General features: G+C 45.0%; 20 protein-coding genes. 8 read left to right on the top strand and 12 right to left on the bottom strand.

Translation table 11 applies throughout. The features are described 5' to 3' along the window. The first annotated feature begins 71 nt into the window (after positions 1-71). Positions 72-1,868 carry a M61 family metallopeptidase gene (locus LJ707_RS16080; RefSeq protein ID WP_228952882.1) on the top strand — a complete coding sequence of 599 codons (1,797 nt, stop codon included), beginning with the start codon at positions 72-74 and terminating at the stop codon, positions 1,866-1,868. 145 nt (positions 1,869-2,013) lie between these two features. Then, positions 2,014-2,169 carry a lmo0937 family membrane protein gene (locus LJ707_RS16075; RefSeq protein WP_228952881.1) on the top strand — a complete coding sequence of 52 codons (156 nt, stop codon included), beginning with the start codon at positions 2,014-2,016 and terminating at the stop codon, positions 2,167-2,169. Between the two features lie 145 nt (positions 2,170-2,314). On the opposite strand, the gene LJ707_RS16070 is transcribed toward LJ707_RS16075, so the two are convergent. From LJ707_RS16070 to LJ707_RS16060, 3 genes are all read right to left on the bottom strand, one after another. After that, the gene (locus tag LJ707_RS16070) at positions 2,315-2,866 is read right to left on the bottom strand and encodes a ferritin-like domain-containing protein (protein WP_228952880.1); all 552 of its coding nucleotides are present in this window, start codon (positions 2,864-2,866) and stop codon (positions 2,315-2,317) included. 188 nt (positions 2,867-3,054) lie between these two features. Next, positions 3,055-3,825 (bottom strand): Ku protein, encoded by a 771-nt coding sequence (locus tag LJ707_RS16065; RefSeq protein ID WP_228952879.1) that lies wholly within the window; start codon positions 3,823-3,825, stop codon positions 3,055-3,057. Positions 3,826-3,885: 60 nt separating this feature from the next. Next, complete coding sequence (locus LJ707_RS16060) at positions 3,886-5,286, bottom strand: glycosyl hydrolase 53 family protein (protein WP_228952878.1); 1,401 nt, start codon at positions 5,284-5,286, stop codon at positions 3,886-3,888. A gap of 205 nt (positions 5,287-5,491) precedes the next feature. Here LJ707_RS16060 and LJ707_RS16055 point away from each other — a divergent pair, with 205 nt between their 5' ends. After that, positions 5,492-6,289, top strand: a complete 798-nt coding sequence (locus LJ707_RS16055) for a prolyl oligopeptidase family serine peptidase (protein ID WP_228952877.1) — start codon at positions 5,492-5,494, stop codon at positions 6,287-6,289. Between the two features lie 2 nt (positions 6,290-6,291). On the opposite strand, the gene LJ707_RS16050 is transcribed toward LJ707_RS16055, so the two are convergent. Beyond that, positions 6,292-6,672 carry a VOC family protein gene (locus LJ707_RS16050; RefSeq protein WP_228952874.1) on the bottom strand — a complete coding sequence of 127 codons (381 nt, stop codon included), beginning with the start codon at positions 6,670-6,672 and terminating at the stop codon, positions 6,292-6,294. A 181-nt stretch (positions 6,673-6,853) separates the two neighbouring features. Between LJ707_RS16050 and LJ707_RS16045 the strand changes: the two genes are divergently transcribed. Next, complete coding sequence (locus LJ707_RS16045; RefSeq protein ID WP_228952872.1) at positions 6,854-9,715, top strand: pitrilysin family protein; 2,862 nt, start codon at positions 6,854-6,856, stop codon at positions 9,713-9,715. A 54-nt stretch (positions 9,716-9,769) separates the two neighbouring features. On the opposite strand, the gene LJ707_RS16040 is transcribed toward LJ707_RS16045, so the two are convergent. Next, complete coding sequence (locus LJ707_RS16040) at positions 9,770-10,354, bottom strand: hypothetical protein (protein ID WP_228952864.1); 585 nt, start codon at positions 10,352-10,354, stop codon at positions 9,770-9,772. 57 nt (positions 10,355-10,411) lie between these two features. Between LJ707_RS16040 and LJ707_RS16035 the strand changes: the two genes are divergently transcribed. The 4 genes from LJ707_RS16035 to LJ707_RS16020 all read left to right on the top strand — a co-directional run bounded on the left by LJ707_RS16035 (position 10,412) and on the right by LJ707_RS16020 (position 17,854). Beyond that, positions 10,412-13,024 carry a ligase-associated DNA damage response DEXH box helicase gene (locus LJ707_RS16035; RefSeq protein WP_228952863.1) on the top strand — a complete coding sequence of 871 codons (2,613 nt, stop codon included), beginning with the start codon at positions 10,412-10,414 and terminating at the stop codon, positions 13,022-13,024. A gap of 321 nt (positions 13,025-13,345) precedes the next feature. Then, complete coding sequence (locus LJ707_RS16030; protein WP_228952862.1) at positions 13,346-15,760, top strand: TonB-dependent receptor; 2,415 nt, start codon at positions 13,346-13,348, stop codon at positions 15,758-15,760. A gap of 375 nt (positions 15,761-16,135) precedes the next feature. Then, positions 16,136-16,753: a nicotinamide riboside transporter PnuC gene (gene pnuC, locus LJ707_RS16025; protein ID WP_228952861.1), complete on the top strand. Its 618-nt coding sequence runs from the start codon at positions 16,136-16,138 to the stop codon at positions 16,751-16,753. Positions 16,754-16,762: 9 nt separating this feature from the next. Further along, complete coding sequence (locus tag LJ707_RS16020; RefSeq protein WP_228952855.1) at positions 16,763-17,854, top strand: acyl-CoA dehydrogenase; 1,092 nt, start codon at positions 16,763-16,765, stop codon at positions 17,852-17,854. 25 nt (positions 17,855-17,879) lie between these two features. On the opposite strand, the gene LJ707_RS16015 is transcribed toward LJ707_RS16020, so the two are convergent. The 7 genes from LJ707_RS16015 to rpmB form a co-directional block, all read right to left on the bottom strand. Continuing rightward, complete coding sequence (locus LJ707_RS16015) at positions 17,880-18,356, bottom strand: hypothetical protein (RefSeq protein WP_228952853.1); 477 nt, start codon at positions 18,354-18,356, stop codon at positions 17,880-17,882. A gap of 60 nt (positions 18,357-18,416) precedes the next feature. Beyond that, positions 18,417-20,018: a bacillithiol biosynthesis cysteine-adding enzyme BshC gene (bshC, locus tag LJ707_RS16010; RefSeq protein WP_228952850.1), complete on the bottom strand. Its 1,602-nt coding sequence runs from the start codon at positions 20,016-20,018 to the stop codon at positions 18,417-18,419. A gap of 45 nt (positions 20,019-20,063) precedes the next feature. After that, entirely contained in the window at positions 20,064-21,401 is a 1,338-nt protein-coding gene (gene rimO, locus LJ707_RS16005) for a 30S ribosomal protein S12 methylthiotransferase RimO (protein WP_228952847.1), read from the bottom strand. Positions 21,402-21,512: 111 nt separating this feature from the next. Further along, the gene (ftsY, locus tag LJ707_RS16000) at positions 21,513-22,478 is read right to left on the bottom strand and encodes a signal recognition particle-docking protein FtsY (protein ID WP_228952845.1); all 966 of its coding nucleotides are present in this window, start codon (positions 22,476-22,478) and stop codon (positions 21,513-21,515) included. A gap of 409 nt (positions 22,479-22,887) precedes the next feature. Continuing rightward, a complete protein-coding gene (locus LJ707_RS15995) occupies positions 22,888-23,049 on the bottom strand; it encodes a DUF4295 domain-containing protein (RefSeq protein WP_228952843.1) in 162 nt (53 codons plus the stop codon). A 64-nt stretch (positions 23,050-23,113) separates the two neighbouring features. Continuing rightward, positions 23,114-23,296 carry a 50S ribosomal protein L33 gene (rpmG, locus tag LJ707_RS15990; RefSeq protein ID WP_228952841.1) on the bottom strand — a complete coding sequence of 61 codons (183 nt, stop codon included), beginning with the start codon at positions 23,294-23,296 and terminating at the stop codon, positions 23,114-23,116. 69 nt (positions 23,297-23,365) lie between these two features. Further along, the gene (gene rpmB, locus LJ707_RS15985; protein ID WP_194101732.1) at positions 23,366-23,599 is read right to left on the bottom strand and encodes a 50S ribosomal protein L28; all 234 of its coding nucleotides are present in this window, start codon (positions 23,597-23,599) and stop codon (positions 23,366-23,368) included. Between the last annotated feature and the right edge of the window lie 62 nt (positions 23,600-23,661).

Raw genomic sequence — 23,661 nt, 5'->3', positions numbered from 1 at the left:
ATCAACCATTTTACATCTTATTTGTGTTACAAAAACTTTATTGCTCAGGGCAAATTTTTATAAATTGCCGGATGAAAAAATTTCTATCATTAGTTTATACTTTTTTAACACTGAATTTAATGAGCATTACGGCCAACGCGGCACCCGCTGCCAGGATCAGCTACACGGTAACTTTCCCTGAAGCGCAGGCGCACTACGTTGATATTGAGATGAAACTCAGCGGACTGACGCAAAAAACAACCAACCTTAAAATGCCTGTTTGGACACCCGGATCATACCTGGTGCGCGAGTTTGCTAAAAACGTTGAGGGTTTTACCGCATGGAATAACGGCAAGGCTATTGACGCGGGTAAGGTTAATAAAAACACCTGGCGCATAAATACTACCGGCATAAGTGAGCTTACGGTTAAATACCGCGTTTATGCTAATGAGATATCGGTACGTACCGCTTTTATTGACGCGTCGCACGCGTTCCTGTCAACATCGGGTTTGTTTTTGTACCCGCAGGGTATGCTCGATCAGGCATCAACTATCAAGATTGTACCTTACAAAGGCTGGACGACCGTATCAACCAGCCTTAACCCGGTAGGTGGCGACCAGTTTACAGTTACCGCGCCTAACTATGATATTTTGTTTGACTCGCCTATTGAAGTAGGTACGCAGGACGTTTTCGGCTTTAAGGCAGCCGGTGTTAACTACGAGGTGGCCATGTACGGCGGCGGAAATTACGATAAGGAACGCCTTAAAGCGGATATGCCGAAGGTAATTGAACAGCATACCAAAATATTTGGTGAAAACCCTAACAAGCGTTATGTATTCATCGTGCATAACTTTTTGCGTGGAGGCGGGGGCCTGGAGCACCTTAGCTCTACTGTATTAGGCGCTTCGCGCGATGGTTATGGTACCGAGCGTGGTTACCTGGGCTTTTTAGAGCTGGTATCGCATGAGCATTTTCACCTGTGGAATGTAAAGCGCCTGCGCCCGATAGCGCTTGGTCCGTTTGATTATGAGAACGAGAACTACACCACCAACCTGTGGATAGCCGAAGGCTTTACCGCTTATTACGAAGCAAAAGCAATGCGCCATGCCGGTTTGTTACCTGCGGACGGATATGTAAATACATTGGCAGGCAGCCTGAGCAACCATGATAATCAGCCGGGCAGCAAAATACAATCAGCCGCCGAATCAAGCTTTGATGCCTGGATCAAGTTTTATCGCCCTAACGAAAACTCGAATAACTCAACCATTTCATACTACGGCAAAGGCGCCATCATAGCCTATATGCTCGACCTGGAGATCATTAACAGCTCAAACGCCAAATACTCGTTGGATGATGTAATGAAGCACATGTATAACGAGTACTACAAGGTAAAAAAGCGCGGTTACACCGATGCCGAGTTTAAGCTTGGCCTGGAAAAGTTCGCAGGCAAAAAGCTTGACGATTTTTATAAGAAATATGTAACCGGGGTTGAATTTCCGGACAACGAAACTTATTTAGGTTATGCCGGATATAAGGTAAGCGATGAGTTAGCGGGAAGCAATACGCCATCATTAGGCATTGCTACATCAAACGCCGGTAACCGCATCATAGTAACGGCCGTAAGCCGCAATAGCTCGGCCTGGGTTGATGGTATTAATGTAAACGACGAGATTACCGCTGTTGACGGTAACCCGGTTACTGATCCGGCCAACCTGATTGTAAATAAAAACGCGGGCGACAAAATAAACGTTACAGTTATACGCGATGGCAAGCAACTGGTGCTACCAGTTACCCTGCTTAAAAGCACACGCGTAAAATACAAAATTGAACAGGCTGATAACGCTACCGATAAACAGTTAGCTGTACGTAAGAAATGGCTCAACCTGTAATTCAGGGCAAATATGTTTGCTAAAAAGGCCGTTAACCATAGGTTGGCGGCCTTTTTTAATTTATATATCAGTGTAATGTCACTTTCGGCACAGTTTATGGTATGTAAGGGTATCTATCAATGTTTAACTATAAAATAAAAAAACTATGAGATCTCTACTGTATATTATTGCTGTGATCATGATAATTGGTTGGGCAATTGGCGTATTCGCTTACACTGCAACAGGTTTAATCCACGCGTTACTGGTAATTGCTATTATAGCATTGTTACTGGGTATTCTCCGCAGAGATACGGCGGTATAAATTATTTATATCCATACTAAGGGGAACAGCAATGTTCCCCTTTTTTGTTGTAGGCTATTTAATTTGGATAGGTAATAAGCACTAAATAAAAAAACCGCCCCTGTTACGGGAGCGGTTCACTCACAAATTGAATTAATCGCTAAAACTATTTCTTTTCGCTTTTGGCATTCTGGTTAATGCCGGCTTCAGCAAGCTCGGTCAGTAAACCATCGGTTTTCTTTTCTTCCTGTAGGGTTGCATCAAGCAAGTCAGCAGCTTCGGTATAACCTAAAGTTGCCGCAAGGGTTTTTAGGGTACCATAGGATGCGATCTCGTAATGCTCAATTTTTTGAGCTGCTGAGATCAGGCCTGCATCACGGGTTATGCTGCCATCTTCGGTATCTTCAATAATTGATTCGCCTTCTTTAAGCAAACCTTCCATTGCCTCGCATTTTTTAGCTGATGCTTTTTCGTCTATTGATTCAAATACTGATTCAAGACGGGTGATCTGATTTTCAGTTTCTTCACGGTGCGTTTCAATAGCCGCGCGCAATTCATCTGAGGTAGCCGCTTTTGCCATTTTAGGCAATGCTTTAGCCAGGTGTTTCTCAGCCCAGTAAATATCCTTTAACTCGTCAATAAATAACTCGTTCAATGCTGATTCTTCCGCGATCTCAGTAGTTTCGGTTTCAGCCTTTTTTGCTTTTGTAGTTGCCATAGTGGTAAATGTGTTTACCCATTATAGCCAAAACGTATGCCAGTAATTTAATTATTAGGGTAAATATTAAATTATTATTTAAATATACTATCATGAGCATCCTACTCAAGATTTAATAAATACCGGTTAAAAACGTAAACAGTTGATGTAGGTTTTATTCTACATAGTTGTAAACATAGTGTCTATTATTAAGCGCCCTTTTTGGCTTTAAGGCTACCCATTAACTGCTCATACAAATCGGTACCTTTGGAGGTATGTGGTTTAAGTTTTTTAATGGTGGGCCTTTTACCTTTCGCCTTCGCTTGTATGATCTTTAAAAGCTCATCGTGATATTCATCCTTAAATTTAGATACATCAAAATCCTCGGCATATTGGTTAATAAGGGCCAGGCCTACATCCAGCTCCTTTTTACTGATTTTTACATCATCGGCAATGTTAAGGTCTTCCGTGCTGCGTATCTCCTGCCCGAAACGTATTTTAGTTACTACTAATACATTTTCAACCGGGTGAACGATACACAGTGTTTCGGTACTGCGCAGCACAAAGCGGGCGAGCCCGGCCTTTTTTGATTTAATGAGCGCCTGCATAAGCAAGGCGTAAGCTTTATTGTTTTTGGTATCGGGCTCGGTGTAATACGATGTTTCGTAAAACATCGGGTTTACGTCAGCAATATCCACAAAGCTTTCTATCTCTATCACCTTGCTTTTCTCGGGTGCGGCATCCTCAAAATCGCGCTCCTCAAGTACAATGTAATCTTCGTCAAGCTTATAGCCTTTTACTATTTTATCGTAAGGTACTTCCTTGTGGGTTTTCTCGTTAACGCGCTGATATTTTATGCGCGAGTGATCGCGCCCATCGAGCATATCCAGATCAAGCGAACTGCTTTGCACGGCCGAATATAATTTAACAGGGATACTTACCAGCCCGAACCCTATTGAGCCTTTCCATATTGATCTCATAACAAAGCGATTAATGCTTAGTTATAACTATCGTAATGCACAAAGGGTTTGAGGGTATGCTTATTTCATTACACCGGGCAATAGGGTAATATGGTATTTCTTAGCTATCTCCGGGTATACCCTGATCAAATCATTGGCTTTGCCATCCTTTTCAAATATTGCCTCCCAGGTACTCAATGGTTCCCAAATGAATGAACCTATGCCTTTGCCATTGGGTACATTAAAAGCGAGGTCATTTACTTCGCGTTTAAGCATGGTGTATTCGGCTACCATAATTTGCTTGTTGTATTTTTTAGAGAGCAGGGCAAGATTGTTCTTCAGGTCGGCAAGGGTGCCGTGCCATTTTGGGTAGTATGACAGGCCGATAACATCATAAGGTACATTACGGTCGCGCATGGCATCATAAAAAAACTGCGATTCCAGTTCTTGTCCGCCAAGTGCCACATGCAGCATAATAATGGATTGAGGGCTTACCTGCTGCACACCTTTTATGCCGGAGTATAGCAACTGTGCCAGTGTATCAAGATTACCTATATGCGCATCGGGCCATATCATGCCGTGGTTTATTTCATTCCCTACTTGTACCATATCGGGCGTAGTGCCCTGGGCTTTAAGTTGCTGCATCACGTCAACCGTAAAATCATGTACGGCGGTTTTCAGTTCTTCAAAGTTTTTGCCTTCCCAGGCTTTGGGTTTGTATTGCTGCTGCGGATCGGCCCAGTAATCGCTGTAATGAAAATCAAGTAAAAGTTTTAGTCCGGCGGCTTTTACACGTTTGGCCATTTGTTTGGTATGTTCCAGATCGCAAAAGCCAGCGTTAGGCGAGTATCCCTTCGGCTGCGCCGGATCATTAAAAATACGCAGGCGGATGTAATTAAAACCATGCTCTTTCAAAATGGTGATAGCATCCTTCTCCACTCCATCAACTGAAAATTTAACGCCTTTGGCTTCCAGTTGTGGTAAAAAAGATATATCGGCCCCTAAAATTTTATCGGTAGTGGTTTTGGCAGTATATACAGCAGCAATAACCTTATGGGGCTTGCCCGGCTTAACAGCATGTATCTCGGTAGCACCAGGTAACAGGCCTTCAGCTTTCGCCTCAAATTTTATATGCTCTATGTTGTTGCCGGCTTTAAGGATGATGCGCGTAACACCACGCAAATTGGTTTTCCAGGTACTATCGCTTGTGCGCAGCTTGTTAATACCGGTATTGCCGTTTATGCTGGCTATACGGGCATCGCCAACAACTTTATACACAACAGGTAAATTCGCGGCTGGCTGATAGTTGCCATTTTTATCAATGATCTTTACTACCAGCACGGCCTCATCCTTACCGTTGGCTATAAAGGTAGTTTTGTATGGCGTTACCTGAACTTCGGTAGGTTTTGCATCCTGCGCCAGGCTGCTAAAGGCAGGAAGCAGGAGCGCGATAGATGTAATATATTTTAGTAAATTCATCATGAGGCAAAATGATTAATGACTGTAAATGTACCATCATCAAACCTATATTAAACACACTATCGTTGTAAAATTATTTTGTGGCATTGGCGATGGCAAACCAATTTTGCTATGGCATGTTAAGCAGTATCGTTTGCTAATAGCAATTTTATTTACCATTATTACGTTTACCTGTTGATCTCCGGATCATCCAACTTAATACCATAACATGATCAAAAAACTAAGTACGCTATTATTTATATTGACCGTATTAACTGCCGCCATTGGCCGGGCGCAGGATAAAACAGCGTTTGATAAAGGCTTGTATGCCGAAAAGGGCGATACCCTTAAATACCGCATATTATTCCCCGTACAGTTTGACCCGAATACAAAATACCCGTTGATAATAGTATTGCATGGTGCTGGCGAGCGCGGCAATAATAACGAGGCGCAACTGGCGTATGGTACTAATTTGTTTTTGTCGCAGGAGGTGAGGCAGCAGTACCAGGCTATTGTGGTGTATCCGCAATGCCCGGCAGATAGCTATTGGTCAAACGTTGATATTCAAAAGGATTCATTATCCGGCAAGCGTAAGTTCTATTTTCAGGAAGCTAAGGCCGAACCTACCAAGGCCATGAAGGCCCTGATGGGTTTAACCCAGGAATTGCTGGATAAGCCTTATGTAAATAAAAAGCAGGTATATATCGGCGGCCTGTCTATGGGCGGTATGGGTACATATGAGATGCTGCGTCGCAAAACCAAGGTATTTGCCGCGGCATTTGCTATTTGCGGTGGCGATAATACGCTTAACGCTAAAATATACGCTAAAAAAGTGCCGCTATGGATATTTCATGGTGCCAAGGATAATGTAGTGCCTGTTGATCACTCAGAGGTAATGGTAGCCGCCATACGCGAAGCAGGCGGCGACCCACGCTATACCGTATATCCTAAAGCATTGCATGACAGTTGGACCCAGGCCTTTGCCGAGCCCGACCTGCTGCCCTGGCTATTCTCACACAAAAAATAATTTTACAGGGCTGATGTTATCCACCAGGTATTGCCAAACGGATCGGTAACGCCCGCGCTGCGGCCATAGCTTTGGTCGGCCGGAGGCATTATACTTTGTGAACCTGCATCAAGTGCCAGTTGGTAGGCATTGTCGCAATCGGCAACGTACACAAACATGCCTGCATTTTGCACTTTGTATTCTTCGGTAGCTTCGGCAAACATAATGGTGCTGCCTACAATGCTTACCTCGCCATGCATCAGCGTTTGGTCATCGCGCAGGGTGCGGGTCTTCTTTTCAGCATTAAAAACAGCCGAGGCAAAATCGAAAAATTTTAAGGCATCCTTTAAGATCAGATAAGGCATAACAGCCTGGTAGCCTTCGGGCATATTTACTTCTTTCATAACAGGTGGTTTATAAGGTTTAACAGCGGTAGTGGTATACTGTTGTGTTAAATTTTTATGAGCAATGTGTTTTAGGTTTGTTAAAAGGTAACTTTTTTGGTTTTCGTTTCAATATAGCGTTTAATTTACTAATTTTCGGAACTAAGTTTTTCGTTGTTAGATACATGTCCCTTAATTAAATATGCGTATTGATTTTAAACTATCGGTTGCGGCGCTGGCCCTATGCGTTGCTTCAACCGGAGCCTTTGCACAGGTAAAGAAAAAGCCTGCGCCATCGCCCAAACAAAAACCCGCCGACCCCGCCGCACAGGTAAAAGCAAGTACCCTGCCTATTGATAAAGATGTTATTATAGGTAAGCTGCCAAACGGGCTAACCTATTACATCAGGCAAAACAGCCAGCCGCAAAACCGGGCTGAGTTATACCTGGTTAACAAAGCCGGATCAATTTTAGAGGCTGATAACCAGCAAGGCTTGGCACACTTTACCGAGCATATGGCCTTTAATGGCACGCGCGATTTTCCGAAGAACGCGCTGGTAAATTACCTGCAAAGCTCGGGTGTAAAGTTTGGTGCCGACCTGAACGCCTTTACCTCGTTTGATGAAACTGTTTATCAATTACCCCTGCCTACTGACAGCGCCAAGGTGTTTGAGCGCGGGTTTGATATTTTGGCTAACTGGGCAGGTTATGTATCGTTCGATCAAACTGAACTGGATAAAGAGCGCGGTGTGATACTGGAAGAGCTGCGCCTGCGTGGTAAAAACGCGCAGGAGCGCCTGCAACAGCAGGTATTGCCAACCATGCTGAGCAACTCGCGCTATGCTACCCGTTTGCCAAAGGGCAAGGAGGATATCATCAAGAATTTTAACCTGGCTACCATCAAAAGTTTTTATGACGATTGGTACCGCCCCAACCTACAAGCGGTAATTGCCGTGGGAGATTTTGATCCGAAACGTGTTGAACAGCTTATTAAAGAAAAATTTTCACCGCTTAAAAATCCGGCATCGCCAAAACCACGCGTTGAATATCCTGTGGCCAGCACACCGGGTACCAGTGTGAAATTCGCTACCGACCCGGAGTTTCCGTACACTGTAGCCCAGATTATTGTAAAGTTACCGGGTACCGAAGTCCGTACCACAACTGATTATATGCAAAGCATGCGTACCGGCTTATTTAACCAAATGCTGAACGCGAGGTTAAACGAGCTGCTGCAAAAATCAAATCCGCCGTTTTTGTACGGCAGCGCCAGTTATGGCAATTTTATCGGCAAACAGGATGCCTTTACATCTGTAGTAGTGGCCCGCCCCGGGGAGTTGGAAGTTGCCGTTAAAACCCTGGTGGGCGAAACAGAGCGCGCCCGCAAGTTCGGCTTTACACTTACAGAGTTTGAGCGTGCTAAGCAAAATGCACTGGTGCAAATGGGCGATGCCTACAAGGAACGCGACAAAACCCGTTCATCAAACTTTGTGAGCGAATACCAGCAAAACTTTTTAAATGGTACCGGTATTCCCGGTATAGCATGGGAGTACCAGTTTTACCTGGATAACCTGGATAAGATCACCCTGCAGCAAATGAATGCCATGGCCGCCAGGTATATTGCCGGCCAAAGTCGCGCGGTAGTTGTACAGGCCCCGGATAACGAAAAGCCAAAATTGCCAACCGAAGCCGTTTTATTAGGCTGGATAGCCGAGGCCGGCAAAACCGTTACAGCTTATGTGGATAACGTGAGCACCAAACCGCTTATTGACAAAATTCCGGAAGCTGGTGAGATCGTGGACGAAACCCGTGACGATTCTATCGGCGTAACAACACTTACCTTTAAAAACGGTATAAAAGCCATATTAAAGCCTACCGATTTTAAAAACAACCAGGTGATATTAACTGGTTACAGCTATGGAGGTACCTCGCTGGTAAGCGATGCCGATTATACCTCGGCTAATATGGCATCAGGCGTAGTAGGCAGCAGTGGTGTAAGCGAGTTTAACCAGATCCAACTGCAAAAAATGATGACCGGCAAAAGCGTATCCGTTGAACCATACATAAGTGATTATACACAAGGTTTTAGCGGTAACGCCACTACTAAGGATCTGGGTACGGCTATGGAACTGGTTTACCTGTATTTTACCCAGCCACGTAAGGATAAGGATATATGGGAATCAACCATGAGCCAATGGCGGTCGTTATTAGTTAACCGCAATTTGGATCCTAACAGCGTATTTCAGGATACCGTATCTGCCGTGCTTAACCGCTACAACACAAGGGCCATGGTGCCAACAACGGAGCGCTTGAACGCGGCTTCGCTTGATAAGGCTTACGATTTTTACAAAAGCAGCTTTGGTAATGCCAATGGCTTTGTGTTTACATTGGTGGGCAGCTTTGATATTGATGCTGTTAAGCCGCTGCTGGCCACTTACCTGGGCAGCCTGCCATCATCCGAAACTAAGAAAACGTATAAAGACCTTGGCCTTTACCCGCCCGCGGGTGTAGTAACCAAAACGGTTAACAAAGGCATCGGCGAAAAAAGCACGGTACAACTGGTGTTTAGCGGCGATTATGAGTATACCGAATCAAACAACATGCAGCTTGATGCCCTGGAGGAAGTATTGAACATTAAACTGATAGAGCGCCTGCGTGAACAGGAAAGCGGTGTTTACGCGCCGGGTGTACGCTCTATGTATCAAAAAATACCTACAGGCCGCTATACCTTTACCGTAAGCTTTGGCTGCGCGCCTGAGAATGTGGATAAGCTGATAGCCGCCACGATGGACGAGATCAATAAGATCAAAACAACCGGTGCGCAGGCTACCGATATCCAGAAATTCAAGGCGGAGGATATGCGCTCAAAACAAGTGCAACTGCGCGAAAACTATTTTTGGGCAGGATACCTGGCCAGCGGGTCGCAATACCAGCTTGACCCTCACCGTATATTACGCTACCCTAAAACAGCCGAAACGGTTACCGTACAAAGCACTAAGGATGCTGCCAATAAATACCTGAGCGGTAAAAACCTGGTGAAACTAATACTGATGCCTGAAAAGAAATAAGGCTTCGATACAGATAAAAAAAGCGGCAGATCTATAAGTCTGCCGCTTTTTTTATTAGTGGATATCGAGGTATGATCCTGATCCGTCATTAGCCGGATGCACTGTGATGGCGACACATTTTTTGCTGGTGCTGTCAATATCAAAGGTTATGCCTTTGGTGTTATCATCAAATACAAGCAATCCCTTTTTTGCGGCGGTGGTATTTTCAACAGGTTTTAACTGATAGCTTTTTTCTATATCAGCAAGTGTTGTACCCGTTGCAACGCCATCCCCGGTTTTAAACCATGGCGAGCTCACCATAATCAGCTTAATGCGGCTCACCTCGTCGTTACCCATATTGCGGCGGGCAAAAACAGCGGTACGGTACTTGTTCGCGTCTTTACTATACCAGGCCATCAGCGCGCTGCCCATTGCCGCGTCAGACGAATCGGGCTTGCCAAGTTTGGCAATGGCGCTATCTGCCGGCAGGCCAATGGTAAGTTGCCCAATACCTTTTCCGGGGCTGATCAGTTGGTCAGGCTTTATCTCAGGCGCATCAGTAAAAGTATCTGTTGCTGTGCTGTCGGTAGCTTTTTTATCTGCCGGACTGTTGCAGGCAAACAGCAGCGGTACGATCAACATTAAAAACGTTTTCTTCATAAAACAATCGAATTGGTGTATAGCTAATAACCATTTACCACTTATTTTGTTATTTGCATGGATATGAGCACGCCCGGCCAAAAGGTAATACAGCAATGGTACAAACAGAAGAACTGGAAACAGTTTCCGTTTCAGAAAGAGATGGAGGCCGTTTACCTTGATGGCTATTCGGGCTTGCTGAACGCCCCTACGGGCAGCGGTAAAACATACGCCTTGTTTTTACCTTTTTTGGCCGGTTATATTAATCAATACCCCCAAACGTGGCAAACCCGTAAGGACAATGGCCTGTTAATGATGTGGATAACACCACTGCGCGCACTTACTAACGATATACGTAAAGCCATGCAGGAGGCCTGTGACGAGATCGGCCTGCCCTGGAAGATAGCCACCCGCACGGGTGATACATCAGCCGCCGAAAAACAGGCCCTCAAAAAAAAGCTGCCCGAAGTACTGCTCACTACCCCCGAAAGCCTGCACCTGATGCTGGCCCAAAAGGAGTATCCTAAAATATTTAAAAGCCTGCAGGTGGTAGTGGTTGATGAATGGCACGAACTGCTGGGCACGAAACGCGGTGTGCAGGTGGAGTTGGGGCTGAGCAGGTTGAAGAACCTTGGCAGTTTGCAATTAGCAGGGGGCATTGAAAATGAGGCATCGAAGAATGTAAATAATACGAGCCAACTGCCAACTGCCAACCGCCAACTGAAAATTTGGGGCATCAGTGCAACCATAGGTAACCTGGAACAGGCCGCCGAAGTACTGTTAGGCAATAGCTTCCCGAAGGAGAACATCCGCATGGTGCGGGCTAATATTGAGAAGAAGCTGGACATACGTTCTGTGATCCCGGAGAATATTGAAAATTACTCGTGGACGGGCCACATCGGCGTAAAGCTGTTGCCGCAGGTGATGGATATTGTAGCCAAGAGCAAAACAACACTGATATTTTGTAATACCCGTTCGCAATCGGAGATATGGTACCATGCCATTTTAGATAATTACCCGGAGTATGCCGGTGTTATGGCAATGCACCACGGCTCGCTGGATAATGAGTTGCGCAACTGGGTAGAGCAGGCCCTGCATGCCGAGGCTTTAAAGCTGGTGGTATGTACTTCAAGTTTAGATTTGGGGGTGGATTTTCGTCCGGTGGATACCGTGGTACAGGTAGGCAGCCCTAAAGGTGTTGCGCGTTTTATGCAGCGGGCGGGCCGCAGCGGGCACCACCCTGGCGCGGTATCAAGGGCTTATTTTGTGCCAACCCATTCATTAGAGTTGTTAGAAGGCGCTGCTTTAAAAGAGGCCATCAAGCGTGGCGTGTTTGAAAGCCGCGACCCGATGTTGCTCACTATGGATGTGCTGGTGCAGTACATGGTCACCCTTGCTGTGTCCGACGGTTTTCGTGCCGATGAATTGTTTGAGGAGGTAAAAACCACCTATGCCTTTGCCGATCTATCACAAAACGAATACGGGCAATTGCTTGACTTTATAACCCGCGGCGGCAAAACTTTGGCCCAGTATGATGAATTTTTAAAAGTAGAGGTAGAAAACGGATTGTACAAAGTTAACAGCAGGCGCGTAGCTATGCGCCACCGGCTAAGCATCGGCACCATTACCAGCGAGATGACGATACGGGTGAGTTGGCTGAGCGGCGGTTCGCTGGGTACTATTGAGGAGGGCTTTATAGCTAAGTTGAAACCGGGCAATACCTTTTGGTTTGCGGGGCGTAGCCTGGAATTTGTGCGGGTTAAGGAGATGACGGCCTACGTCAAAAAATCGAACGCCAAAAAAGGATTGATACCCAGTTGGGCAGGCGGCCGTATGCCGCTATCGTCGCAGTTGTCTGCCGTGTTTCGGGATAAGCTGGATGAGGTATCGCACGGTGTAGAAAAAGATGTAGAGGTAAAAGCGTTGAAACCTTTGTTCGAGCTGCAAAACAAAATATCGCACCTGCCGCAAAGCAATGAGTTTTTGATCGAGTCGTTCAAATCGCGGGAGGGCCATCACCTTATATTTTATCCCTTCGAGGGCAGGCTGGTGCATGAGGGTATGGCCTCTATTTTAGCCTATCGCATCACCAAGGTAAAACCTGCCAGCTTCTCCATCGCCATGAATGATTATGGCTTTGAGCTGCTGGCCGATGAGGATATCGCTATTGAAGAAATACTGGAGGATGCTGATTTTTTCTCCTTAGATAACCTGATGGATGATATTCACAGCAGTTTGAACGCTAACGAAATGGCACGCCGCAAGTTTAGGGACATTGCCCACATTGGCGGCCTGGTGTTTACCGGCTATCCCGGTCAGCAGATCAAGAACAAACATTTGCAGGCATCAACCTCATTGCTGTTCGAGGTATTTACCGAGTATGAGCCGGATAACCTGCTGGTGCGGCAGGCATACAACGAGGCACTTTCCTTCCAGTTAGAGGAATTTCGTTTACGTGCCGCCCTGCAACGCATCGCCGGGCAAAACATCATACTAAAACATATTGACAGGCCAACACCTTTCGCCTTCCCCATCATGGTAGATAACCTGAGCCGTGATAAGCTGACTACCGAAACCCTGGAAGAACGTGTAGCTAAAATGGCCCGCAGGTATGATCTGAGTGGCGATGATGAGCCGCAGGCTAAACGCCCCTCGCGCAGGCAGGGCATCGTCCGTAAAAAAGGCTTTTAGGCGCTCAATAATTCAGTATAGCTGATTTTTGATATAAAAAACTATATTTGCCGCATAAAGAATTCTCAAGGGGTGCCTTGCTTTGGTCAAATAAACTATCTGCAGATAGTTTGCCAAACTGAAAGACAGGCTGAGATCATACCCGTGCCCCGGCCCTGAAGGGAGTTATTGCTGAACTATCAGTTATAACTCACCCCTTCAGGGGCCGGGGGCAGCACCTGATCCGGATAATGCCGGCGTAGGGAGAGGTAATAAGTTAAGTGTACTGCATGTTCGCCCTGACTTGCGGATGGTTTAACGCAATATTTGTACTAAAACACATTGAAAAATTTATTTGTGGCAATCATCGCCCTGCTGTTGCCCTTTGCGGCATCGGCCCAGTTTTCCGTATCCGGAAAAGTAACCAATCAAAACGGCGAGGTATTGCCCGGCGCAACCGTAAGCATTGCCTCTGCACAACAAAACACCGTAACTGATGCGTCCGGCCAGTATAAGGTAAACCTGGCAACAGGTACTTACGCGGTAGTTGTTAATTACATCGGTTATCAGCAAACTACTAAAAGCATTGCGGTTCGCGGTAACCAAACGCTCAATTTTAGTCTGTTGCCATCAAACTATACTACCGAAGAGGTAACGGTTACAGCAACCCGTGCAAGTAAAAACTCGCCTACGGCATTTACCAATTTGAGTAAAAAGGATCTCGAAAAGAACAACTTCGGCCAGGATCTGCCTTTCTTGCTTAATCAAACGCCATCGGTAGTGGTAACGTCTGACGCCGGCGCGGGCGTAGGTTATACCGGCATACGTATCCGTGGGTCTGATCCGTCGCGTATCAATGTAACTATCAACGGCATCCCGTATAATGATTCGGAAAGCCAGGGATCTTTTTTTGTAGACATTCCGGATATCGCCTCATCAGTGAATAACATCCAGGTACAGCGTGGTGTAGGTACCTCAACCAACGGCGCGGGTGCCTTTGGCGGCAGCATCAATGTACAAACCGCCACCCGCCGCGATACTGCCTATGCCGAACTGAATAACTCCGCAGGCTCGTTTAATACCGTTAAAAATACCGTTAGTGTAGGTACAGGCTTGCTGGGCAACCATTTCAGTTTTGACGGCCGCTTATCGCGCATCCATTCTGACGGATATGTTGACCGGGCTTTTTCTAACCTGAAATCGTACTTTTTAAGTGGGGCTTACTATGGCAAAAATACCACCGTGCGTGCCAATGTATTTACCGGTTACGAACGTACTTACCAAGCCTGGAACGGTGTGCCCGATTATGAGATACTGAATAACCGTAAGTACAATGAGTATACCTATAAAGATCAGGTGGATAACTACACCCAAAACCATTACCAGTTACTGGTAGATCAGCGTATATCTGATAAATTATCATTCAGCGGAGCGTTGCACTACACCAAGGGCAAGGGTTATTATGAGGAATTTAAGGAAGCGGATTCGGTAAAGAATTATGGTTTAACGCCGGTTATATACGGTGCCGATACGCTGAGTACCAGCGATATTGTTCGTCGCCGTTGGCTGGATAATGATTTTTATGGGGTTACTTACGCCCTTAAATACTTGCCCACCGATCAGTTGAACATGACGTTGGGCGGTGCCTATAACGAATACAAGGGCGGGCATTACGGCAACATCATTAACAGCAGCAATACCATCAACGTGCCGTATAATTATGAGTACTATCGTGATGATGCCAAGAAGAACGACTTTAACATCTTCGCCCGTGCGGAGTGGAACCTGGATAAATGGTTGTTGTATGCCGATATGCAGTACCGTTATATTTATTACTCATTTTTTGGTTTTGACCGTAACCTGAATAATGTACAGCAAAGCGCTACATTGAATTTCTTTAATCCGAAGGCCGGTGTTACTTATAAGATCAATGATCAAAGCAATGTATACGCCTCTTTTGCAGTAGGTAACCGTGAACCCAATCGCGATGATTATACCAATTCATCACCCCAAAGCCGCCCGAAACACGAAAACCTGAAAGATTTTGAAGCCGGGTATCGTATAGCTACCCCACGGTTTACCGGAGGTATAAATGGGTTTTATATGCTGTATAATAATCAGTTAATTGTTACCGGGCAACTTAATGATGTAGGCTCCGCCATTCGCCGCAACGTGAAGGACAGTTACCGTGCCGGTGTTGAATTTGATGGCCGTGTAAAAATAACCGATCAATTAGCCTGGGGTGCAACAGCTACCGTAAGCACCAATAAGATAAAAAACTACGGCCAGTTCTTCACCAATTATGATGACAATAGCCTGGTTGAATTACAGCTAAAGAAAACCACCATCGCGTTCTCGCCATCGTTTATTGGCTCGAGTGAGATCAGCTATTCGCCAATAAAAGGCGGCGAAATAGCCTTGTTAAGCAAATATATCAGCAGTCAGTTTTTGGATAATACCATGAATACCAACCCGGCGGGCTATACGGTTGACGACGAAAGTGCTTTAAACCCTTATGCTGCCAACCGCCGGATCAGCGGCTACTTTGTAAACGATGTGCGTTTACGCTATAATTTCAGCACAAAAGCGGTAAAAAATATCGGCATCGGCTTGCTGGTGAATAATGTACTTAACAAAAAGTACGAAGCCAGCGGCGCAACCTATCCGGGTTTGAGCGGCAGCAATATTTATAATTATAACTATTACTACGTACAGGCCACCAGGAATTTCCTGGCATCGTTGAGTTTGGCGTTTTAGTAATCCCTCAAGCCCTCCTAAATCCTCCCCGAGGGGGAGGGCTTGGGTTTAGCCTTCTTAGGAGGATGGGGGAGTAAAAAAGTTAAATAAAACCCGTCATTGCGAGGTACGAAGCAATCTGATAAACTAATTCCCTCCTCGGGGAGGGCTTCGCAAACCATCCATCTCCTAAAGAGATTGCTTCGTACCTCGCAATGACGATGTTGATAATTAAAGTCCTCCCTTTGGGGAGGGTTGGGTATTTAGTACTTGTCATTCCGAACGATAGAGAGGAATCTGTCTGCGTTCATAACCGAGCGACAGATTTCTCCTCGTTCGAAATGACAACGATTTTCATAAAAGTCCTCCCCCTCGGGGAGGATTTAGGAGGGGTATATGCAACATTGGATTGAACTATTCATCACACAAATAAAGGAAACCGGCCCGCTGCAATGGATAGCCACCATATTCGGTATGGCCGAGGTGCTGCTGGCTAAGCGTAATAACATATTGCTTTATCCGGCGGGTATCATCGGCATTGTACTTTCACTGTATTTGCTGGTGGATGTGAGGCTGTATGCTGAGGCTGCATTAAATATGTATTACCTGGTAATGAGCATTTACGGTTGGGTGTACTGGATGAAAAAGCGTGATGAACCACCTGTGGAAATTAGCTACGCTAACCGTAATGAGTGGTACGTAACCCTTGCCATAAGTTTAGGTGGATGGGCGGTACTGTACCTGCTGTTAAAATACTTTACACCTTCGGATGTGCCCATATTGGATTCCTTTGTATCGTCAACCGCGTGGGCGGGTATGTGGCTTTTGGCCAGGCGAAAGATTGAGAACTGGGTATTGCTCAACATCAGCAACTTTGTGGCGGTGCCTCTGTTGTTTTATAAGGGATTGCCATTATTTGCCTGCCTTACCATCTTTTTGTTTGTGGTGGCTATCTTCGGTTATTTCGACTGGAAGAAGAAACTGGACGGTAAACTCAACGTAGCTGCTCATTAAACATTGCCTATGCATCCATCTAACTTATTAAAACCCGAATGGGTTGGTATTATACGCCGCCATGTTCCGGAAGCTGAGAAAACCGGCAAACTGCATCCTAATCAGTTAGCGCTGGTGCATGAGCAGGGCTGGTTCAAATTTTTGGTTCCCGCTGTTTATGCAGGCCTCGAACTTAACCTGCCTGACCAGGTACGTTTAGAGGAAAGCCTGGCCTGGGCCAATGGTAGTTTAGGTTGGGTGGTTACCCTGTGCAGCGGCGCGGGTTGGTTCGGTGGTTTTATTGAGCCGGACGCCGCTAAGGGAATATTCGCTCATCCGCAACTTTGCCTGGCAGGTAGCGGCGCGCCAAGTGGTACGGCAACAATTACGGAAGGTGGCTATATTATCAATGGGGAATGGAAATATGCCAGCGGTATTCAGCACGCCACACATGTAACCGCTAATTGCGTAATAAAGCAAGGCGATGAAACTGTTTTGAATGGGGACGGCTCGCCGCTGATACTCCCCTTTGTGTTCAACCGGGAGGATGTTACCATACAATCGGCATGGAAATATGTGGGCATGATGGGTACCGGCAGCGATGCTTACCGGGTGGATAACTTGTTTGTACCATCCAACCGTTGTTTTAAAATAGATGCTTCGGCAGCTAAGGTTGATGGTACGTTGTATTACTATCCCTTTATGCAATTAGCCGAGGCCACCCTTACCGCCAACATGAGCGGCATGGCCATACATTTTACTGATCTGTGCGAAACGCTGTTTGCTGATAAACCCTTTCGTGGCCGATATAATGCCGGGCAGCAGCAAAAGGTTCAGCAGCTACTGAATGATAGTATTGATAAGCTAAATCAATCCCGCGTTGATTTTTACCAGTCGGTTGATGCATCATGGCAGGCGGTAAGCCAAAAAGCAGACAGTGCCGTAGCGTTGAAAGCAGTAAGCACAACATCGCATACCTTAGCTACTCTTGCCCGGAATATAGTAGACGAGTTATATCCTTACTGCGGATTGATAGCCGCCAACCCCGATACTGAAATCAACCAGGTATGGCGCGATCTGCATACGGCCAGTCAGCATAGCTTGTTTGCATTTGCTGAATGAAATTATCGTGATCGAGCTGTATCAATTATTGGAAATTAAATCTAATTATTAAATAAACCTTAAATAAACGATAAATTATCCAAGCTGCAATAACAAAAGAACTTGCAAGTGATATTATAAATATAACATAATAGGTATAATAAAGAATAGAAATTTTATGAGCACCGTTATAAGCTAATAAGAAAAAATATTTCGATCCTGAGCCTATTAAAAATAATATTGCAGCAATTATTGAGTCTAATGCAATCCCCATCACTTTTTTACTATTAATAGTGTCATTGGTTGTATCTAATGCTCGCACCCAGCTAAAACATAGGTTTGATACAGCAATAAAAACCACAAATCCAACACTTGTTAAAGTTGTAGTTTCTATGTCTTTATCACAAAATCTTACGATTGCCGCAACTACGGAAACATATAAGGCTAAAAATATTATAGTTTCAAATACACTTGAAAGAATTACATCTTTAACAAATTTTTTTAGCCAAAAGTATCGCTTCATTTTTGTTTGTAAACTTATCTAACATTTTAGTATAAATATACATCAATAATGTTGGTGTAGTTATTCGGAAAGCACGGTAAACTTAAAATCAAGCGGTTCAAAGTGTTTGATGAGCTCATCAATAAACTGCTGACCCCACTTTACGTAGAATAAACCGAAGTTTTCGGCACGCTCCTGTAAGCTGTTTTTAGGGAATAGCTCCGCCTTGATCTGCTCTATCTGTTCCAGCCGGGTTTGGTAGTTTGATCTTTCGGCTTTTACCAGCTTTTTCTCCAGGTTGTCAATAGCGTGTTTAAGCCTTGAGCTTACCGCCTCGGTTGATGGGGCAAGAGTAGGATCAATCTTTTGCGCGCGTTGTTTGATCTTGTCAAAAACAGCCTGTAGTTCCTGCCATTCCCCGTTAAGGGAGAGGGTATGGTCGCTGTGTTTTTTCACCCAGTCGTTCTTGATCAGGTCGGCAGGTTTAAACAGATCTACCGGCGAAAGCTCCATCTGTTCAATTTTGGCCGATGTTTTTTTAGAGATCACAAGGCCGGAGTTACGCAGTATCAGTATCGGGAAATCAACCCCGTAATGTTCAAAGTTTGATTTTAATTCGAGCCAGTAAACCACTTCGGCACCACCGCCAATGTAGGCAATGTTAGGTAAAATGCATTCCTGGTAAAGCGTGCGCATCACCACATTCGGACTAAAACGTTCAGGATGCAGCGCTATTTCGGCCTTTAGTTCGTCCTCAGTAAACCGTATTTCGGTATTAAGTATTTGATAACTGCTATTTTCAAAAACTATCCGTTCGCGCAAGCCATCCAACAGGTAAAAAAAGTTGATCTCGCGCGGGTTAACTTGTATGCTTACACCCAATTTCTGTAACTCGCTGTTGGTGGCGCTTATCTTATTAAAGCTGTTCTGCTCAATGATGTCGTGCTCAATTATCGGCGCGAATTGTTTTTTAAAGGCAATATCATCAGCATCAATAACCACTAAGCCATATTGCCCGAACAAGGCGTTCACCAGGTAACGGGTAGCATCGGCCAGTTTATCAAAACCGGTGTAGGCTTTTTCAACTATCTGTGCCAGGGGCAAGGCATGGTTTTCTAAACCCAGTACACCTTTATACTGGTTAAGGGCCTGGCGCATACTGTCCGGGTTAATACGCCCGGTAGCGCCCGATGCCTCATACCACCAGTGTACCTTTTTGCCGCCTATGTTGGTATAGTTTATCTCGGCAAAATCATGGTCTTCACTGGCCATCCAGTAAACGGGCACAAAGTTATGAGCCGGAAATTTGGCTTTTAGTTGCTGGGTGAGCTTAATGGCCGTTACTATCTTATAAATAAAGTAAAGCGGGCCGGCAAATATATTAAGCTGATGGCCGGTAGTAACGGTATAGGTATCTGCCGATAAAAGTTCCTTTATACGTTCAAGCGGGGCTTTGGTCAGTTCGCCATCAATATGCGTAATGGCATTGTACTGCTGGTTAAGTACATCAACCAGCACCTGCCTGTCGGCAAGTACATTCTTAGCGGCCAGCAATTGTGCAAAGCCATCCATATCCGGGCGGTAGCCATAAAACGGTCGAAGCGCCGGGGCATCGTCCACGTAATCAATAACCGTTTGCGAAAAAAAACCGGTATCCTTATAGCTGATACAATTTGCATCCATCAGCCCAAAAGTAATTGATTAGGTTAAAAGAACCGAACGTTTAATTTATTTTACAATTTGTCCATAAAGGTCAAAGTCTTCGGCATTGTCAATTTTAACGTTAACAAAGCCGCCTACGGTAGCGTAATCAACGTTGGCATCTATCAATACCTCGTTATCTACCTCGGGCGAATCAAACTCGGTACGGCCAACAAAGTAGCCGCCATCTTTTTTGTCTATAAGTACTTTGTAGGTATTGCCTATCTTTTCCTGATTCTTCTCAAACGAGATACCCTGCTGTATTTCCATAATGGCATCGGCGCGCTCCTGCTTTACTTCATCAGGAACATCATCGATCAGGCTATGGGCATGGGTTTTTTCCTCGTGCGAGTAGGTGAAGCAGCCCAGGCGGTCAAAACGGGTATTTTCAACCCATTGCGCCATTTCTTCAAAGTCCTGCACGGTTTCACCGGGATAGCCGGTTATTAAGGTGGTACGCAAAGCGATATTCGGCACTCTGTCGCGTATCTCGTTCACCAAATCAATGGTTTTTTGTTTGGTAATACCACGACGCATTGATTTTAGCATGTTATCCGTTATATGCTGCAATGGCATATCAAGGTACTTGCAAACGTTCTCACGCTCGTTCATTACGTCAAGCACTTCCATCGGGAAGCCTGATGGGTAAGCATATTGCAGCCTGATCCACTCCACACCATTCACGTCAGACAAGCGGCGGATCAATTCATCCAGGTTGCGCTTGCCATAAAGGTCAAGGCCATAATAGGTCAGATCCTGCGCGATCAGGATCAGTTCCTTGGTGCCATTTCTTACTAATGTTTGGGCTTCGGCAACCAACTCCTCCATCGGTTTGGTTACGTGCTTGCCACGCATCAGCGGGATGGCGCAAAATGAGCACGGACGGTTACAGCCCTCTGCAATTTTAAAGTAAGCGAAATGCGAAGGGGTAGTCAGCAAGCGTTCGCCAATCAGCTCATGGCGGTAATTAGCCCCTATGGTACTCAATACATCCTGCAGATCGTTGGTGCCAAAATAGGCATCAATATTAGGTATCTCGGCTTGCAGCTCGGGTTTATAACGTTCAGACAAGCATCCGGTAACGATAACCTTGCCCACCTTGCCCTGCTCTTTCAGCTCGCTGTATTGTAATATCGTGTCGATTGATTCCTGCTTGGCATTATCAATAAAACCGCAGGTGTTAATCACCACTATATCATTACTGCTTACCTTATCGGCCTCGTGCACCACATCAAAAGCATTGCCTTTTAGCTGCCCCATTAGCACCTCCGAATCGTAGATGTTTTTTGAGCAGCCCAGCGTCACTACGTTTACACGGGGTTTACTTATTGATGGTATCGATCTGTTAATTTCCTTAGTCTTCATATTTCCAACCCGTCATTGCGAGGAACGAAGCAATCTCTTTTACTACTTGTCATTTAGTGCGGGGCTGAGATTGCTTCGTCGTACCTCCTCGCAATGACGTTATATTATTATTTAGCTTTTAAATAAGCTGTCAACGAATGATTTACGATCAAACAGTTGCAAGTGGTCAACACCTTCGCCTACGCCTATGTATTTAACCGGTATCTTGAACTGGTCGGATATACCGATAACCACACCGCCTTTGGCTGTGCCATCGAGCTTGGTGAGGGCTAAGGCGTTTACTGCCGTAGCCTCGGTAAACTGCTTGCATTGTTCAATGGCGTTTTGGCCGGTTGAGGCATCCAATACCAGCAATATTTCGTGCGGAGCACCGGGAACCACCTTTTGCATCACGTTCTTGATCTTGGTAAGCTCGTTCATCAGGCCTACCTTGTTGTGTAAACGGCCCGCGGTATCAATTATAGCCACATCGTCGCCGTTTGATACTGCCGAACGCAGGGTATCATAAGCTACCGAAGCCGGGTCAGACCCCATGGCCTGTGCCACTACCTTTACGCCAACGCGTTCACCCCAAAGCTTAATTTGGTCAACCGCGGCGGCACGAAAGGTATCCGCAGCGCCTAATACTACCTGGTTGCCTGCCTGTTTAAGCTTATGGGCAAGCTTGCCTATGGTGGTGGTTTTGCCTACGCCGTTAACGCCAACCACCATAATTACATAAGGCTTATGGCTGCCGTATTCAAAGCTGGCAAAATCGTTACTGTTGTTTTCGGCCAGCAGTTGTTGTATCTCATCGCGCAGCAGGGTATTAAGTTCAGAAGTGCTTACATATTTATCGCGCGCTACACGTGCCTGTATACGGTCAATAATTTTAAGGGTTGTACTAACACCTACGTCTGATGTAACGAGCACTTCTTCCAAGTCATCAAGTACATCGTCATCAACGGTTGATTTACCGGCGATGGCCTTGGTTATCTTGGAAAAAAAGTTGTCCTTGGTTTTTTCGAGCCCGGTGTCAAGCGCTTCCTGTTCCTGTACGGTATTTTCTTTTTTCTTGAAGAAATCAAATAAACCCATAGTTATGTGCAGATATTGATTATGTGCAAATATGCAGATATGTAAATGTGCAGATTAAAAGCTAAAAATGCGAAACCGGCAAACATCTTTACATTACAGCCATATATTATATACTTTCGAGTATGTCATGCTGAGCCTGTCGAAGCGTTAGCAGACTATTTTCCCATCACACACATCCTTCGACAAGCTCAGGATGACACCGATGCTATTGCCTTTGCTGCTAATTTATTGTCTGAATGTCATGCTGAGTCTGACCAAGCATTAGCGGACTATTCCCTACTACATCCTTCGACAAGCTCAGGATGACACCGATGCTATGGTTTACAAGTCCGCCTCCGGCACAACAAAAAAAGCCCTCTCGTTATATACAAGACGGCTTCTAATAGCTTATCAGAACGAAAGGAGCTAATTAAGCTTTAGCTTCGCTGATAGCGTCCTTAACGTGATCGTTATGAACGATAAGTTCTTTAAAAGTGTAAGCACCTGTTTTTGGTGATTTAACCGCGGTGATCACTTTAGAATATTCTTTGCCTTTACCTGTTTTAAGGGTTGCAACTACTTTCTTTGCCATCTCTTTAAATTTTTATGCTGATGTATGAATGTGGCCTAAAAAGCCTTATCAAACAATAAGCTAATTACTTAATTTCTTTGTGAACTGTTGTTTTACGCAGAACAGGGTTGAATTTTTTTAATTCAAGCCTTTCAGTTGTATTTTTTTTGTTCTTGGTGGTAATGTAGCGAGACATGCCTGGCAAGCCGCTTTCTTTGTGCTCAGTGCACTCCAGTATTACCTGAACTCTGTTGCCTTTTTTAGCCATGGTATTTTTATATTTTGGTTTTTAGCAGCGGCAAATACATGCAGCAGGCTTACTTACCAGTTCAATCTATTAAATGTAACCTTTTTTAACAAACTTGTTTATACAAGCGGTTATACCATTTTTGCTGATGGTTTTAACAGCAGAAGTAGATACCTTTAAGGTTATCCATTTATCTTCTTCAGGGATGTAAAACTTTTTAAGTTTTAAGTTAGGATAAAATTTACGCTTGGTTTTAACGTTCGAGTTTGAAACGTTATTACCGTTCATATATCCTTTACCTGTTAAATCACAAATTCTTGACATGACAATTCGTATTAATTACAACCTCTGTTTTAAAGAGGAGTGCAAATATCAGAATTTTTTGA

The organism is Mucilaginibacter sp. UR6-1 (assembly GCF_020880975.1).
Taxonomy (GTDB): Bacteria; Bacteroidota; Bacteroidia; order Sphingobacteriales; family Sphingobacteriaceae; genus Mucilaginibacter.
Note: the sequence above shows the minus strand (reverse complement) of the source record. Positions and strands in the feature narration are given on the sequence as shown.

Coding starts and splice junctions, on each gene's coding strand:
- LJ707_RS16050 (WP_228952874.1), bottom strand. CDS start 6,672: ATGAAAGAAGTAAATATGCCCGAAGGCTACCAGGCTGTTATGCCTTAT.
- LJ707_RS16065 (WP_228952879.1), bottom strand. CDS start 3,825: ATGAGATCAATATGGAAAGGCTCAATAGGGTTCGGGCTGGTAAGTATC.
- rimO (WP_228952847.1), bottom strand. CDS start 21,401: ATGAAGACTAAGGAAATTAACAGATCGATACCATCAATAAGTAAACCC.
- LJ707_RS16045 (WP_228952872.1), top strand. CDS start 6,854: ATGCGTATTGATTTTAAACTATCGGTTGCGGCGCTGGCCCTATGCGTT.
- LJ707_RS16040 (WP_228952864.1), bottom strand. CDS start 10,354: ATGAAGAAAACGTTTTTAATGTTGATCGTACCGCTGCTGTTTGCCTGC.
- rpmB (WP_194101732.1), bottom strand. CDS start 23,599: ATGTCAAGAATTTGTGATTTAACAGGTAAAGGATATATGAACGGTAAT.
- LJ707_RS16020 (WP_228952855.1), top strand. CDS start 16,763: ATGCATCCATCTAACTTATTAAAACCCGAATGGGTTGGTATTATACGC.
- LJ707_RS16075 (WP_228952881.1), top strand. CDS start 2,014: ATGAGATCTCTACTGTATATTATTGCTGTGATCATGATAATTGGTTGG.
- rpmG (WP_228952841.1), bottom strand. CDS start 23,296: ATGGCTAAAAAAGGCAACAGAGTTCAGGTAATACTGGAGTGCACTGAG.
- bshC (WP_228952850.1), bottom strand. CDS start 20,018: ATGGATGCAAATTGTATCAGCTATAAGGATACCGGTTTTTTTTCGCAA.
- LJ707_RS16080 (WP_228952882.1), top strand. CDS start 72: ATGAAAAAATTTCTATCATTAGTTTATACTTTTTTAACACTGAATTTA.
- ftsY (WP_228952845.1), bottom strand. CDS start 22,478: ATGGGTTTATTTGATTTCTTCAAGAAAAAAGAAAATACCGTACAGGAA.
- LJ707_RS16015 (WP_228952853.1), bottom strand. CDS start 18,356: ATGAAGCGATACTTTTGGCTAAAAAAATTTGTTAAAGATGTAATTCTT.
- LJ707_RS16035 (WP_228952863.1), top strand. CDS start 10,412: ATGGATATGAGCACGCCCGGCCAAAAGGTAATACAGCAATGGTACAAA.
- LJ707_RS16060 (WP_228952878.1), bottom strand. CDS start 5,286: ATGATGAATTTACTAAAATATATTACATCTATCGCGCTCCTGCTTCCT.
- LJ707_RS16070 (WP_228952880.1), bottom strand. CDS start 2,866: ATGGCAACTACAAAAGCAAAAAAGGCTGAAACCGAAACTACTGAGATC.
- pnuC (WP_228952861.1), top strand. CDS start 16,136: ATGCAACATTGGATTGAACTATTCATCACACAAATAAAGGAAACCGGC.
- LJ707_RS16055 (WP_228952877.1), top strand. CDS start 5,492: ATGATCAAAAAACTAAGTACGCTATTATTTATATTGACCGTATTAACT.
- LJ707_RS15995 (WP_228952843.1), bottom strand. CDS start 23,049: ATGGCAAAGAAAGTAGTTGCAACCCTTAAAACAGGTAAAGGCAAAGAA.